The organism is Clavibacter michiganensis subsp. insidiosus, from assembly GCF_002240565.1.
In the GTDB taxonomy this organism is placed as follows: domain Bacteria; phylum Actinomycetota; class Actinomycetes; order Actinomycetales; family Microbacteriaceae; genus Clavibacter; species Clavibacter insidiosus.
In genome coordinates this window covers 1813788-1828483 of the sequence record NZ_MZMO01000001.1, presented here as the reverse complement: position 1 = coordinate 1828483, position 14696 = coordinate 1813788, and the positions used below count along the sequence as shown (strand labels likewise).

Genomic DNA, 14696 nt, shown 5'->3' with positions numbered 1-14696 from the left:
CCAGGGCCCGCCGACCAGGGGATCCACGGCCCCCGCGCCTAGGATCGGCAGGTGCCCGCGACTCCCACGAACCCCGACCTCGGCGATCCCGGCCGCAACCGCTGGCCGGGGGAGCGCCTCGGGCTCCCGGACCGCGGACGCGGCTCCGTCGCCCGCGCCGGTCGGCGCATCGTGGGGATCTGCATCGACTGGGCGATCGCCGTGCTGGTCTCCTGGGCCTTCTTCGCCTACGACCCGACGGCCACGCTCGTGATCTTCGCCGTGATGCAGTACGTCCTCATCATCACCCTCGGCGGCAGCGTGGGGCACGTCGTGCTCGGCATGCGCGTGCGGCCGCTCACGGGAGGCTACGTGTCGCTGTGGCGACCGGCGGTCCGCACCGCGCTGCTGTGCCTGGTGGTCCCCGCGGTCGTGTGGAACGCCGACCAGCGGGGCCTCCACGACGTGTTCTCGGGGACGGTGCTGGTCCGCACGTCCTGACCGCCGCGCAGCTCGTCGGCGAGGGGTCAGCCGGGCTCGCAGCCGAGGTACACGAGCTCCGGGTCGACCCCGCCCAGCACCACGCGGGCGGGTGATCCCGCGCGGACGGCGCCGAGCTCCCGGCTCTCGGTCTCCCGCCCGTCGTCGGACCTCCCGGTCGTCACCTCGAAGCGCACGAGCGCCGCGCTGCAGTCCTCCGGCGCGGTCATATCGAGGAGCGTGCACGACGTCGTGTCCACGCATTCGCTCGCGCGCGAGGCGGGATCCAGCACGGGTTCGACGATGGCACCCTGCGTCAGGTCGGCGCCGATGGTCGTGAACTGCGCGCGGGTGGAGTCCTGGAAGGAGACGAGCACGACGAGGACGCCGGCGAGTGCGCAGACGGCGGCGATGGAGGGGCCGAGGCCGCGGCGCGCGAGCTCGCGACGCGAGCGGCCGTAGGGGTGACGTCGCTCCGGGGCCGACGCGCCCGCGGGTCGGGTGCGAGCCGCGCCCGGAGACGCCGTGGCGCGTGCGCGAGGGGCGGGATCGGGCGGCACCGCGCCCGTCCGGGGTGCGCGGAGGAGCGCGTCCCTCGCGAGGGTCAGCTGCACGAAGCGCTCGTGCGCGGCCCTCAGCTGCTGCGGCGTCGCGCCGGGGAGGCGGTCGGGATGCGTCTCCCTCACCTGGCGGAGGTAGGCGCGGCTGATGGCCGTGCGGTCGGCGTCCACGTCGACGCCGAGCAGCGCCGCAGCGGAGGCCGGATCCATGGGCTCAGTCTGCGCCGGGCACGGTGCCCGCGCAAACGTCGCGCGAGCGCGGGATCAGCGTGCCCGGGACGGGCGGACCTTGAACGGGTCGACGCCCTTGGGGATGGGCATGCTGTTCTGCCCGAGGGAGGTGAGGCGGTTGTTCACGGCCAGGACCTCCGCCTTCGTGATGGTGCGGGGGAACCGCTGCAGGCGACCGGCCAGCTTGTGGAGCTCGACGGAGTCGGCGTCGGATCCGACGAACACGAAGTGGACGGGCACGTTCGGGAGCACGCGGGCGATCTTCCGACGCTCGTCCTCGAGCATGCGGGTGGTGCGGCTCTTCGGCCCCTCGCCGATGAGGGCGACGCCGGCACGCCCGACGGCGCGGTACACGGCGTCCTGCGACTTGCCGTTCACGGCGACCGGCATCTCGCTGCCGACCCATCCGCGCTTCAGCGAGCTGCGGAGGACGACGCCCACGGCTCCCGGCTGACCCTTGATCTGCAGGTACGCCGCGCGCTCCGCCTTGCGTCCGAGGACGATGAGGAAGGCGAGGATGCCCGCGAACACGCCGGCGACGACGAAGAGGATGGCGGTCAGCCAGCTCCCGCCGGTCGCGAATGCCGCGAGCAGGACGCCGACGACGATCGGGCCCAGCAGCGCCAGGAGCATCCACCAGACCGAGCTCTTGTCGTAGCGCCGGGTCATCTGGACGACCTGCCACATCTGCTTGATGCGGCCGGGTTCCTTGGGTGCCTTCTTCGAGGCTGTCTTGCGGGCCATGGTGCCCAGGATACCGGTGCGCGGGGGCCCGCCGGAACGACCGAGGGCCGGTGCCCCGTCCCATCCCCCCACAGGCCCGCGATGCGGACGAGATGCCCAGCGGCCGGTCTCGCGCCCGCCCTCTCCCCCGGCCCTCCCGCACACTCGCGCCGACGGACGGCCCGCCCAGACGGAGGCGCGGACCGAGCCGGCGCGACGAGAGGACATGGGGCGATGGCGGACGGACGCGCTCGAGCGCACGACGGACGGGTCACGGATCGGGACCGGGGCGACGGGCCGGACGACGGGGCGGCTGGCCCTGGTCGATCGCCCGCCACGAGGGGACGGGCGCCGCGGAGGCGGAGGGGCGGGCCGGGTACGGACCCCGACGCGGTGTCCGCCTCCGGGACCGTCGTCGCGGGCTATCGCCTGGTGCGGCTCGTCGGGCGGGGCAGCCGCTGCGAGGTGCACCTCGCCCGGCCCTGCCGCTCGTCGGATCAGGCGAGCGGCCCGGCAGCCAACGTCGCGGTGAAGATCGTGCCGGCGACCGAGCGCAGCCGCGGGGAGGCGGAGATCGTCGCCCTCCAGGCGGTGTCCTCCGACCACGTCGTCGCGCTGCGGGACGTCGCGACCCTCGCCGACGGCAGCCTCTGCATCGTGCAGTCGCTCGGTCAGCGCGGCACGGCGTCGGCCCTGCTCGGCCGACGCGGCAGCATCACGCCCGGCGAGACCGTGACCCTGGTGGCCTCCGTCCTCCGAGGGCTGGGGGACCTCCACGACGCGGGCATCGCGCACGGCTCGGTCGACCTGACCCACGTGGTCCTCGACGCCACCGGGCGTCCGCTGCTGAGCGGGCTCGGCTCATCCCGCGTCATCGCCGGAGGGGCGGGAGCGGACGGCCTCCCGGGGGCCGACCCCGTCGAGGAGGACCTGGGGCGGGTGTCGCGGATCGTCCGGGCGCTGCGCGACCCGACGGACGCTCGCCGACGCGCGTCCGAGGACCGGTGGGAGGGATGGCTGGCGCTGCTCGACGCCGCGATCCACGGGGAGACCGACCTCACCGCGCATGATCTCGCCGACGGGCTGCTCGACGTCGCGGACGCGGCCCCGTTGGCCGATGCGGGGACATCCCCGGGCTCCTCCGACGACCATCGGATCGTGCCGCCCGGTGTGACGCGCGAGGCTGTCGGCCCCGGCCTCCTCGAGGGCCGCGTCGCGCGGACAGCGGAACCCCGACGCGGGGGCCGGCCACACGCGGTTGGGCGCCGCGGCGATCATCGTCGGCATCGAGCGGCGCGTGACCGGCGGGCCGACCGAGCGAGATCCCGGGGGAGGGCGATGCGGGCGCGTGTCACGGGTGAGCTGGCGTCGGTGCGCCCCGGTATCTGGGTGCTCGGAGCCTGCGCGCTCCTGCTCCTGCTCGCGGGCGCCATCGCGGTACCGGCTCTCACGAGCCCCGCTCGCGGCGCGACGGCAGAGCCGACGAGCGCGCCGACCCCGTCGGCGTCCGCGCCTGCCAGCGGGGACGCCGCACCGTCGGCTGCGTCGGATCCCGACGTCGAGGCGGCGGCATCGCCGGATCCGGATGCCGCCGCCCCCGCGCTCCTCCGGCTCCGCGCCTCCTGCCTCCGTCGTGGCGACGTCGGCTGCCTGGCCGAGGTGGACGAGACCGGCTCCCCGGTCGAGGACGCCGATCGCAGCGCCGTCGCGTCCGATGCGTCAGCCGCCCTGGACGACGCCGCGCTCCACGTCGCGGATGCCCTCGGCCCGGCTCAACGTCTCGGGGAGAGCGCCCTCATCGGCCTGCGTCCCGAGGTCGCGCCCGGATCGGAGACGTCGGCGCCCGCACGCCGACCGGCCTCCCTCCTGATCGTCAGGGGAGAGGCCGGGTGGCGGATCAGGGACATGATGGACGACCGTTGAGGGTCGCCGTCGGGTCCGGGGAGTGCCTAGATGCCCAGGTCGGCGTCGAACGCACCGGCCTCGAGGCGGTTCTTCACGGCCACGAGGAAGCGCGAGGCGTCGGCCCCGTCGACGATCCGGTGGTCGTAGGAGAGCGCCAGGTAGACGGTCGAGCGGATGGCGATCGTGTCCTGCCCGTCCGCCGTGATGACCACCGGGCGCTTGGTGACGATGCCGGTGCCGAGGATCGCCGACTGCGGCAGGAACACTACGGGCGTGTCGAACAGCGCACCCCGCGAACCGGTGTTGGTCAGCGTGAAGGTGCCCCCGGCCAGCTCGTCCGGCGACAGCTTGTTGTCGCGCGTGCGCGCGGCGAGGTCGGCGATCTCCGTCGCGAACTGCGCCAGGTTCTTGCCCTCGGCGTTCTTGACGACGGGGGTGAGCAGTCCACGCTCCGTGTCCACCGCGATGCTGATGTTCTCGTGGTCGGGGTAGACGATGCTGTCGCCGTCGACCGTCGCGTTGACGACGGGGTAGGCCTTGAGCGCTTCGGCGGCAGCGAGCGCGAAGAAGGGCAGGAACGAGAGCTTGACGCCGGTCTTCTCGACGAAGTCGCCCTTCACGCGGTCGCGGAAGCGGGCCACCTTCGTGACGTCGACCTCCACCACCGAGGTGAGCTGCGCGGTGGACTGCATCGACACGACCGCGCGGTCGGCGATGAGCTTGCGCATGCGGGACATCTTCGCGGTGGTGCCGCGGAGGGGGGACGTCTCGAGGGGCGCGGCCACGGGAGCGGCCGGAGCGGCTGCCGCCGGGGCCCTCTTCGAGGCGGCGGCCTCCGCTGCGGCGAGCACGTCCTCCTTGCGGATGCGGCCTCCGACGCCGGTACCGACGACCGAGCTGATGTCGACGCCGCGCTCGTTCGCGAGCTTGCGGACGAGCGGCGTCACGTAGCCGGCGTTGCCGGACGCGGCGGGGGCCGGAGCCGCAGCTGCTGCCGGGGCAGCCGAAGGTGCGGGGGTGGCTGCCGCGGGGGCCGGGGCTGCGGGCGCGGGAGCCGGGGTCGCCCGGGGCGCGGGAGCGGGCTCCTCGGCGGCGGGCGCGGGCTCGGGCTCGACGGGCGCGGGGGCCTCGGCCTCGTCGTCCGCCTCGGTGGAGGGGATCACGGTGTCCTCGACGGCGTCCTCGGTCGCGGGAGCGGGCTCCTCGGCCTCCGCCGCGGCGGGCTCCGCGGCGGGCGCGTCGCCTCCACCAGAGCCGTCGCCGATCCTCACCAGCTCGGCGCCGACCTCGACGGTCTCGTCCTCCTGGACGAGGATCTCCTCGATGACGCCGGCGACCGGCGAGGGGATCTCGGTGTCGACCTTGTCGGTCGACACCTCGAGCAGGGGCTCGTCGACCTCGACGTGGTCGCCGACGTTCTTGAGCCAACGGGTCACCGTGCCCTCGGTGACGCTCTCGCCGAGTGCGGGGAGGTTGACGGATTCGCTCATGGGGTTGTCTCCTTCAGGCCCGACTCCGGACCCGGCTTGTGTGTCGGTGTTGGCGGGGTGCTACAGGGCGTGCAGAGGAGTTCCGGCGAGAGCCAGGTGGGCCTCGCCGAGCGCCTCGTTCTGAGTGGGGTGAGCGTGCACCAGGCCGGCGACGTCCTCGGGGTAGGCCTCCCAGTTCACGATGAGCTGGCCCTCGCCGATGAGCTCGCCGACGCGCGCGCCGATCATGTGGATGCCGACGACGGGGCCGTCCTGCACGCGGACGACCTTGATGGATCCGGCCGTGCCGAGGATGGAGCTCTTGCCGTTGCCGCCGAGGTTGTACTCGTAGCTGGAGACCTTGTCGGCGCCGAACTTCTCGACGGCCTTGGCCTCGCTGTAGCCGACGCTCGCGACCTCGGGGTCGGAATAGGTGACCTTGGGGATGTTGATGTCCTCGACGACGACGGGCTTGTTGCCCGCGATCTCCTCGGCGACGAAGATCCCCTGCTGGAACCCGCGGTGGGCGAGTTGCAAGCCGGGGACGATGTCGCCGACGGCGTAGACGCCGGGGACGCTGGTCTGGAGCCGCTCGTCCGTCAACACGAAACCGCGGTCCGTCTTGACTCCCGCCTCCTCGAATCCGAGGCCCTGGGTCGCCGGGCCGCGGCCCACGGCGACGAGCAGGAGGTCGGCGTCGTAGGTGGTGCCGTCCTCGAGGGCGACCTGGACGCCCTGGTCGTCCTGCGTGACCGACTTGAAGCGCACGCCGAGCGAGAACGCGATGCCGCGCTTGCGGAACGCCCGCTCGAACTGCTTGCTGATCGACTCCTCCTCGTTGGGGACGAGGTGGGGGAGGGCCTCGATGATCTGCACATCGACGCCGAAGGAGCGCCAGACGGAGGCGAACTCGACGCCGATGACGCCGCCGCCGAGGATCGCGACCTTCTCGGGGAGGTAGTCGAGCTCGAGCGCCTGCTCGCTCGTGATCACGCGGCCGCCGATCTCGAGGCCGGGGAGCGTGCGGGAGTAGGAGCCGGTCGCGAGGACGACGCTCTTCCCGGTGATGGTCTGGTCGCCGACCTGCACGGTGGTGCCGGAGGTCAGGCGGCCCTCGCCCTCGATGACGGTGATGCCGCGGGCCTTGATGAGGCCCTGGAGTCCCTTGTACTTGCTGGCGACGATGGCCTCGCGGTACGCGTTGACGCGAGCGATGTCCACCCCGTCGAACGTGACGTTCACGCCGTACTTCTCCGACTCCCGCGAGACGTCGGCCACCTCGGCCGAGTGCAGGAGGGCCTTGGTGGGGATGCAGCCGCGGTGGAGGCACGTGCCGCCCAGCTTGCCCTTCTCCACGAGGCCCACGGTCTTGCCCAGCTGCACCGCACGGAGCGCTGCTGCGTAGCCGCCGCTCCCGCCGCCGAGCACCACCACGTCAAAGTTCTGTTCCGACACCCAGGATCTCCCTCGTATGCATCAAGGTCGTCTCATGCGACCGCCCGACCGGGCAGGCGCGGGACCCCCTCAGGAGGCCTCTCCGAGCCTACTACGCGCGTGAAAACCCGGCAGCCAGGGCCAGGAGCGTGCGCACCGCCACACCCGTCGGGCCCTTCCCCGTGAAGCCGTGGCCGCCGCCCTTGTTGTGCGACGGACCCGCGATGTCGATGTGCGCCCAGGGGATCCGCGGGGCGTCGTCCCCGTCGCCGGTCCGGCCGACGAACTCCTTCAGGAACACGCCCGCGACGAGCATGCCGCCCGCGGGGTTGCCGGGCTTGACGTTGGTGATGTCCGCGATGTCGGAGTTGAGGAGCGCGCGCATCTCCTCGGGCAGCGGCATGCCCCACATGCTCTCTCCCTGCTCGCGCGCCGCGTCCAGCAGGCGGGCGACGAGGGCGTCCTCGCCCATGACCGCGGAGTACCGCTCGCCGAGCGCCACGACCTGCGCGCCCGTCAGCGTCGCGATGTCGACGATGGCGTCCGGGTGCTCCTCGCTGGCGGCGACGATGCCGTCCGCCATCACGAGTCGACCCTCGGCGTCCGTGTTGAGGACCTCGACGGTCGTGCCCCCGCGCATGCGCAGCACGTCGTCCGGGCGGATGGCGGAGCCGGAGGGCATGTTCTCGGCGATGCAGAGCCACGCGGTGAGGCGCACCGGCAGCTCGAGCCGCGCGGCGGCGACGACGACCTCGAGGATCGTGGCGGCACCGGTCATGTCGTACTTCATGCCGATCATCGGCACGGCGGGCTTCAGCGAGATGCCGCCGGTGTCGTAGGTGATGCCCTTGCCCACGAGCGCGAGGTGGCGCGTCGCGCCGGCGGGGGAGTAGGCGACCTTCACGAGGCGGGGCGGGCGCGTCGAGCCCTGGCCGACGCCGAGGATGCCGCCGAAGCCGTCGGCCGCGAGCGCGTCCTCGTCCCAGACGCGGACGTCGACGGGCAGTCCGGCCGTGCGCTCCTGCACGGCGTCGACGAACGTCGCGGGATACAGGTCGAGCGGCGGGGTGTTGACGAGGTCCTTCGTCCCCGCGACGGCGTCCGCGACCGCGACGGCGCGCGCGACGGCCTCATCGGCGTCCTCGGCCGTCCAGGAGTCCCCCTGCGCCACCACGGTGACGGATGAGGCGCGCGGCTTCTGCCCCGCGAGCGAGGTCCGGCGGTAGGAGTCGAAGGAGTAGACCCCGAGGGCCGCTCCCTCGAGCACGGCGGTGAGCTCGACGAGGCTGGTCACGGGGACCGCGACCGCGACCCGATCCACGCCGCGGAGCTGGCGCGTCGCGCTGCCGACGGCGTACCGGAGCGCGACCGCGTCCAGGGGGCCCGAGCCCACGCCCACCAGCGCGACGACGCCGGCGGCGGTGCCCGTCCCCGCGACGCGGACGACCTCGTCGCGGCTGCCCGTGACGCCGATCGCGGACAGGCCGGACGCGTCGAGCTCGAGGCCCTCGGGGGCGTGCACCCGGATCCCCTCCTTCTCGCTGGAGACGGCGACGACGAGCGCGTCCGCTTCGACGTCGACGGCGCGGTCGGAGGACACGGAGAGCTGGGGGAGGGTCATGGGCGACAAGCCTACCGACGCGCGCGTGCCCGGTTCCCCGGGGCGCGCGCCCTCGTGGTGCGGGCGGACGGACCAGGCGGGCGTCGTCGGCGACGGTGTTCGCTCTCGGCGGCACGTGCGCCGCCCCCTCCGGGAGGGGCCGTCGGAGGCGCGGCCTAGAGTGGATCCATGGCAGATGCGGACGGACTGTACGAGATCGACACCGACATCGGCGAGGTCCCGACCGGCCTGCCCCTGGTCGCCGGGCTCACCGGGTTCTCCGACGCGGGATCCGGCGTGTCCCAGGTCAGCGAGTACCTCCTGAGCACCCTGAGCCACCGGGACGTGCTGCGCTTCGACACCGACACGCTCCTCGACTACCGCGCGCGCCGCCCCACCATCTACTTCGACCAGGACCATCTCGCCGACTACCGCCCGGCGCGTCTGGCGCTCTACCTGGCGCACGACGAGATCGGGCAGCCGTTCCTCCTGCTCACCGGGTTCGAGCCCGACTTCCGCTGGGAGGCGTTCACCGCCGCCGTCCTCGGGATCGTCGACCGCTACCGGGTCTCGACGACCACGTGGGTGCACGCCATCCCCATGCCCGTGCCGCACACGCGCGACATCAACGTCACCGTGAGCGGGAACCGCACCGAGCTCATCGACGCCCTCAGCGTGTGGAAGCCGAACACGCAGGTGTCGGCGAACGCGCTGCACCTGGTGGAGCACCGCCTGCACGATGCCGGGCACCCCGTCGCGGGATTCGTGCTCCTCGTCCCGCACTACCTCGCGGACACGGAATTCCCCCTCGCCGCGGTCGCCGCGCTCGAGAGCATCAGCGCCGCCACCGGTCTCATCTTCCCGACCGACCGGCTCCGCGAGGAGGGGCGCGACTTCGTCGGCCGCATCGACGAGCAGGTCGCGGGCAACCAGGAGCTGGCGCGCCTCGTCACGACGCTCGAGGAGCGCTACGACAGCTACATGGAGGACACCCCTCTCAAGTCGCCGCTGACGGACGAGGACGGCGCCCTGCCGACGGCCGACGAGATCGCGGCGGAGCTGGAGAAGTTCCTCGCCCGCCGCCGTCCCGGCGAGGGCGACGCGGCCTGACGCCCTCGAGCTGATCCGCGGGGGCCATGCGGCCCGCGCCGGGTCGGTATCCTCGTGCCGATGAGCACCCGCCGCGCCCGCATCGTCCTCGGCGTCGCCATGGTGGCGTACCTCTCGTCCGTGCTCCAGCGCGGCTCCCTCGGCATCGCCTCCGTCGAGGCGGGCGAGCGGTTCCACGCCTCGGCGTCGCTGCTCTCGACGCTCGCGGTGACGCAGCTCGTCGTGTACGCGGCCCTGCAGATCCCGGTCGGCGTCCTCATCGACCGGATCGGCCCGCGGGCTCTGCTCGCGACCGGTGCGCTCCTCATGGTGGCCGGGCAGGTCACCCTGGCGCTCTCCACGACGCTCGAGGTCGCGATCCTGGGTCGCATGCTCGTGGGCGCCGGCGATGCGATGACGTTCGTGTCCGGTCTGCGGCTCATCAACTCCTGGTTCTCCGGCCCGCGCGTGCCGGTGCTGTCGCAGTGGTTCGCCAACGTCGGCCAGCTCGGGCAGGTGCTGTCGGCGATCCCGCTCTCGCTCGTGCTGCACACGTCGGGGTGGACGCCGGCGTTCCTGGGGTCGGCCTCCGTGGCGGTCGTCGCCCTCGTCGCCGTCGTCGTAGCCGTGCGCGATCGACCCACGGGGGATGCGCCGCCTCCCCGCGTGCCCTGGGGTGACTCCATGCGGGAGCTCGGACGGAGCGTGCGCCGGCCGGGGACGCAGCTCGGCTTCTGGTCCCACTTCGTCACGCAGTCCTCCGGCGCGGTGTTCAGCCTGCTCTGGGGCTTCCCGTTCCTCGTGGACGGCCTGGGCTACAGCCGCGCGCTCGCGTCCACGCTCCTCATCGTGATCGTGGCGTCCGGCATGGTCGTGGGACCCGTGATCGGGATCCTCACCGGGCGCTTCCCGTTCCGGCGCTCGAACCTCGTCCTCGGCCTCGTCGCGATGATGGGCATGGCCTGGGCGGTCCTGCTCCTCTGGCCGGGTCGGCCGCCGCTCGCGGTCGTGGTGCTCGTCGTCGTCGCGATCGGCATCGGCGGACCCGGATCGCAGGTCGGCCTGGACTTCGCGCGCACGTTCAACCCTCCCCGGAGCCTCGGCGCGGCGTCCGGCATCGTGAACGTCGGGGGGTTCACGGCGAGCTTCACGATGATGCTGCTCATCGGCATCGCGCTCGACGTGCAGGACGGGATCCGGGTGGCGGGCGGGGCGCCGAGCGACCTCTACGTGGCCGACTCGTTCCGCGTCGCGTTCGCCGTGCAGTACCTCGTGGTGGGCTTCGGGGCGCTGATGCTGGTGCGGACCCGGCGACGGACGCGGCGCCTGCTGGCCGACGAGGGAATACGCGTGGGGCCCCTTTGGGTTGCCTACCTCGACAGGCGACGCCGACGCCGCGCGTGACGCCGGCCAGCACAGGGGCGCATTGGCTCGTCCCCGTGCCCATCCGTGCAATAATCAGGTACGGACCCGTTCATGTCCTGCCTCTCACGCCACCTCGGTGGTCGCATCGCCTCGGTGGTGCTTGAGCAGCGGACTTGACATGGGTCCTAGCAATGTCCGAAAACAACCCCGACCCACCTCCGGCAGGTCACCCCGCAGCGTCACCGCGGAGCGCACGACCGGTCGTCGTGGGGACGAAAGGTGTTCGCATGGCCACCCCCTCCACCCCGTCCGCCACCCTGGACGCGGCCGCCGCGACCGGCACGGCCGACGACGCCGCGACGGGTGAGGCGAAGGCACCCGCGAAGCGCGCCCCCGCCCGCAAGACCGCGGCGACCAAGGCACCCGCGGCGAAGGCCGCGACCACCGCCAAGGCACCCACCAAGGCTGCCGCCGCGAAGGCCGCAGCGGCAGCCGACGCCGACGGGACCGTCTCCGAGGACGCCCCCACGGCACCCGCCAAGGCACCCACCGCCCGCGCCAAGGCCGCCGCCGCCAAGAAGGCCGCTGCCGCGTCCGGCGACGCCGCGCCCGCCACGGCGCCGCGCAAGACCGCCGCAAAGAAGACGTCGTCCGACGGCGAGGCGTCCGACGACGACGCCGAGGAGGTCGTGGTCCCGGTCGCCGAGGACGACACCGACGACGAGGTCGTCGAGGACGGTGCGGCCAAGCCGCCCGTCGTGCTCGAGCCGCTCCCCACCGGCGCCATGGTGCTGTCGAACAAGGAGGAGGACGAGGACGTCCCCGTCTACTCGACGACCATCACCGGGGCAACGGCGGATCCCGTCAAGGACTACCTCAAGCAGATCGGCAAGGTCGCGCTGCTCAACGCCGCCGAGGAGGTCGAGCTCGCCATGCGCATCGAGGCGGGCCTGTTCGCCGAGGACAAGCTGGCGAACACCCCCGGCATCTCCCGCGAGCTCGAGCGCGAGCTGCGCTGGGTCGCGCGCGACGGCCAGCGCGCCAAGAGCCACCTGCTCGGCGCCAACCTCCGCCTCGTGGTCAGCCTCGCCAAGCGCTACACGGGTCGCGGGATGCAGTTCCTCGACCTGATCCAGGAGGGCAACCTCGGCCTCATCCGCGCGGTCGAGAAGTTCGACTACACCAAGGGCTTCAAGTTCTCCACGTACGCCACATGGTGGATCCGCCAGGCCATCACGCGCGCCATGGCCGACCAGGCCCGCACCATCCGCATCCCGGTGCACATGGTCGAGGTCATCAACAAGCTCGCCCGCGTGCAGCGCCAGATGCTGCAGGACCTGGGCCGCGAGCCCACGCCCGAGGAGCTCTCGCGCGAGCTGGACATGACGCCCGAGAAGGTCATCGAGGTCCAGAAGTACGGCCGCGAGCCCATCTCCCTGCACACGCCCCTGGGCGAGGACGGCGACAGCGAGTTCGGCGACCTCATCGGGGACACCGAGGCGGTCGTCCCGGCCGACGCGGTGGGCTTCACCATGCTGCAGAAGCAGCTGGAGTCGCTCCTCGACTCGCTCTCCGAGCGCGAAGCCGGCGTGATCCGCATGCGCTTCGGCCTCGGGGACGGCATGCCGAAGACGCTCGACCAGATCGGCGACACGTTCGGCGTCACGCGCGAGCGGATCCGCCAGATCGAGTCGAAGACCATGGCCAAGCTCCGCCACCCGTCGCGTTCGCAGTCGCTGCGCGACTACCTCGAGTAGGCCGTGCCCCTGCGCCTCGCCGTCGCCGCGGGACGGGCCGCCCGCTGGGCCGCCCGTCTCCGCGGCGGCGGCTCCGCCGTGCCCGGCGTCGTCGCCCTCCGCATCGATCCCCGCTTCCTCGAGCGCACGATCGCCGACCTGCCGCACGGCGTGGTCGCGGTCACCGGCTCGAACGGCAAGTCGACCACCACCCACATGCTCACCGCCGTCCTCCGTGCGCACGGGCTCCGCGTCTTCACGAACCCGTCGGGCGGCAACCTGCCGCAGGGCATCGCATCCGCGGTGCTCGCGGACGCCGACGCGTCGGGTCGGCTGGACGCCGACGTCGCCGTGCTGGAGATCGACGAGGCCTACGGCGTCGCGCTCTCGGCGCTGCTGACGCCGCGCACGGTCCTGCTGCTCAACATCCAGATCGACCAGCTCAACCGCTTCCACGAGCCGGACCGCGTGGTCGGCATGCTCGAGCGGATCGCCGCGACGGCGACCGAGGCCGTCGTCGCCAATCGGGACGACGCGCACGTCAACGCCATCGCCGCGCACACCGCGCGTGCCGGTCGCGCCGCCGTGGACTGGTTCGGCGTGTCCGAGGAGCTCCTCGGCGACAGCAAGCACGGGCTGGCGTCCGCCCCGCGGTTCGGCTCCGAGGATCCCGCCCCGGTGCACGTGGTCGCGGGCGTCGAGGCCGTGGCGCTCTCGGCCCGCGACGCGGTGTTCCGCCTGGCGTCCGGCGACCTCCCCGTGACGCTCCCGTCGCGCGGCCTGCACTACGCCGTCGACGCCGCGGGCGCGCTGGCGACCGCGCGCCGCGTGCTCGGCGACCGCTTCGACCCGGCGCGCGCCGCGACGGGCCTCGGCTCCGTCGCCGCCGTCTACGGGCGCGGCGAGATGCTGCGCGCGGGCGACGAGGACATCGAGATCATCATGATGAAGAACCCGGCGAGCCTGCAGATGAACCTCGACGCGCTGGGCGATCCGCCCGAGCAGGTGCTGCTCGCCGTCGACGACGGCACGCCCGACCCCTCGTGGATCTACGACACCGACCTCTCCGCGCTCACGCACGCCGACGTCGTCTCCGGCACGAAGGGCTACCAGCTGGCCGTGCGCTTCGGCTACGAGGGCCTCGAGGTCGGCCGGGTCGAGCCCGACCTGCGCCGCGCGGTGCAGGCGTTCCTCGCGATGGAGAGGCCGTCGCGCGGCGTCAAGACCATGATCGTGAACTACGAGCAGATGATGGCGATCCGCCGCATCCTCGGGTACACGGACCTCGAGGGAGGACCCGCGTGAGCGACGCCCTGCGCATCCTGCACCTCTACCCCGAGGAGCTCGGCATCAACGGCGACCGCGGGAACGTGACGGTGCTCGTCGAGCGCGCGCGCATCCGCGGGATCGGCTCGGAGGTCGTCCGGCATGCACCGGGCGGCGGGGACCCGGGCGACGCCGACCTGGTCGTGATGGGATCCGGCCCGCTCTCCGCGCAGCGCGCGGTGCTGCCCGACCTCGTCGCGCACGCCCCGCGCCTCGTCGCGCTCCGCGAGGCCGGCGTGCCGATCCTCGCGGTGGGCGGCGGCCTGCAGCTCCTCGGGGAGTCCGTGCGCCTGGTGGACGGCGGCGAGCTCGTGGGCGCCGGTGTCCTCCCCGTGCGCACCACGCTGACGGCCGAGCGACGCGTCGGCGACCTGGTGCTCGACACGCCGGACGGGGACGTCGTCGGCTACGAGAACCACGGATCGACCCTCGACATCGGCGAGCACGCACCCCTCGGGACGGTGCGCGCCGGCTTCGGCAACGGCGGACAGGGCGGGGGAGAGGGCATCCGCGTCGGCGCGACGATCGGCACGCACCTCGGCGGTCCCGTCCTCGCGCTCAACCCGCGGCTGGCGGACGAGCTGCTCTCCGCGGCCCTCGCCCGGCATGGCCGCGAGCTGCCCTCGGACATCTCCGGGACGCTCGACCGGCTCGACGAGTGGGCGCGCGAGGCGCGCGCGACCGTCATGGCGCGACCCGCGCACTACTGACGCGGCGCCGATCCGGGTAGCCGGCGCCGGACATGACGAAGGGCGCATCCCCGTGGGGATGCGCCCTTCGTCGTCCGCCGGCCGGAGCC

11 protein-coding genes and 1 pseudogene are annotated in these 14696 nt (G+C 73.1%); 7 read left to right on the top strand and 5 right to left on the bottom strand.

Annotated features, from left to right (window positions below; genetic code table 11):
* Positions 1-51: 51 nt before the first annotated feature.
* The gene (locus B5P21_RS08900) at positions 52-480 is read left to right on the top strand and encodes an RDD family protein (protein WP_045527959.1); all 429 of its coding nucleotides are present in this window, start codon (positions 52-54) and stop codon (positions 478-480) included.
* A 26-nt stretch (positions 481-506) separates the two neighbouring features.
* Here B5P21_RS08900 and B5P21_RS08895 read toward each other — a convergent pair whose 3' ends face one another.
* Together B5P21_RS08895 and B5P21_RS08890 are read right to left on the bottom strand one after the other, a co-directional pair.
* Positions 507-1229 carry a J domain-containing protein gene (locus B5P21_RS08895; RefSeq protein WP_045527961.1) on the bottom strand — a complete coding sequence of 241 codons (723 nt, stop codon included), beginning with the start codon at positions 1227-1229 and terminating at the stop codon, positions 507-509.
* Between the two features lie 54 nt (positions 1230-1283).
* The gene (locus B5P21_RS08890) at positions 1284-1994 is read right to left on the bottom strand and encodes a DUF4191 domain-containing protein (protein ID WP_045527963.1); all 711 of its coding nucleotides are present in this window, start codon (positions 1992-1994) and stop codon (positions 1284-1286) included.
* 372 nt (positions 1995-2366) lie between these two features.
* Between B5P21_RS08890 and B5P21_RS08885 the strand changes: the two genes are divergently transcribed.
* Complete coding sequence (locus B5P21_RS08885) at positions 2367-3896, top strand: protein kinase domain-containing protein (RefSeq protein WP_246865266.1); 1530 nt, start codon at positions 2367-2369, stop codon at positions 3894-3896.
* 26 nt (positions 3897-3922) lie between these two features.
* Here B5P21_RS08885 and sucB read toward each other — a convergent pair.
* The 3 genes and pseudogenes from sucB to B5P21_RS08870 form a co-directional block, all read right to left on the bottom strand.
* A pseudogene (gene sucB / locus B5P21_RS08880) lies at positions 3923-5371 on the bottom strand (2-oxoglutarate dehydrogenase, E2 component, dihydrolipoamide succinyltransferase); the annotation flags it as partial.
* Between the two features lie 57 nt (positions 5372-5428).
* Positions 5429-6802: a dihydrolipoyl dehydrogenase gene (lpdA, locus tag B5P21_RS08875; protein ID WP_045527967.1), complete on the bottom strand. Its 1374-nt coding sequence runs from the start codon at positions 6800-6802 to the stop codon at positions 5429-5431.
* 91 nt (positions 6803-6893) lie between these two features.
* Positions 6894-8402 (bottom strand): leucyl aminopeptidase, encoded by a 1509-nt coding sequence (locus B5P21_RS08870; RefSeq protein WP_045527969.1) that lies wholly within the window; start codon positions 8400-8402, stop codon positions 6894-6896.
* Positions 8403-8570: 168 nt separating this feature from the next.
* Between B5P21_RS08870 and B5P21_RS08865 the strand changes: the two genes are divergently transcribed.
* The 5 genes from B5P21_RS08865 to B5P21_RS08845 all read left to right on the top strand — a co-directional run bounded on the left by B5P21_RS08865 (position 8571) and on the right by B5P21_RS08845 (position 14607).
* Positions 8571-9491 carry a proteasome assembly chaperone family protein gene (locus tag B5P21_RS08865; RefSeq protein WP_045527970.1) on the top strand — a complete coding sequence of 307 codons (921 nt, stop codon included), beginning with the start codon at positions 8571-8573 and terminating at the stop codon, positions 9489-9491.
* A 60-nt stretch (positions 9492-9551) separates the two neighbouring features.
* Positions 9552-10874: an MFS transporter gene (locus tag B5P21_RS08860; RefSeq protein ID WP_045530317.1), complete on the top strand. Its 1323-nt coding sequence runs from the start codon at positions 9552-9554 to the stop codon at positions 10872-10874.
* Between the two features lie 248 nt (positions 10875-11122).
* Positions 11123-12592: an RNA polymerase sigma factor gene (locus B5P21_RS08855; protein ID WP_094171042.1), complete on the top strand. Its 1470-nt coding sequence runs from the start codon at positions 11123-11125 to the stop codon at positions 12590-12592.
* A gap of 3 nt (positions 12593-12595) precedes the next feature.
* On the top strand, positions 12596-13876 hold the full coding sequence (locus B5P21_RS08850; protein WP_045527974.1) for a MurT ligase domain-containing protein: 1281 nt from the start codon (positions 12596-12598) through the stop codon (positions 13874-13876).
* The gene (locus tag B5P21_RS08845; protein ID WP_045527976.1) at positions 13873-14607 is read left to right on the top strand and encodes a type 1 glutamine amidotransferase; all 735 of its coding nucleotides are present in this window, start codon (positions 13873-13875) and stop codon (positions 14605-14607) included. Before B5P21_RS08850 ends, B5P21_RS08845 begins: the two co-directional genes overlap by 4 nt.
* Positions 14608-14696 lie beyond the last annotated feature (89 nt).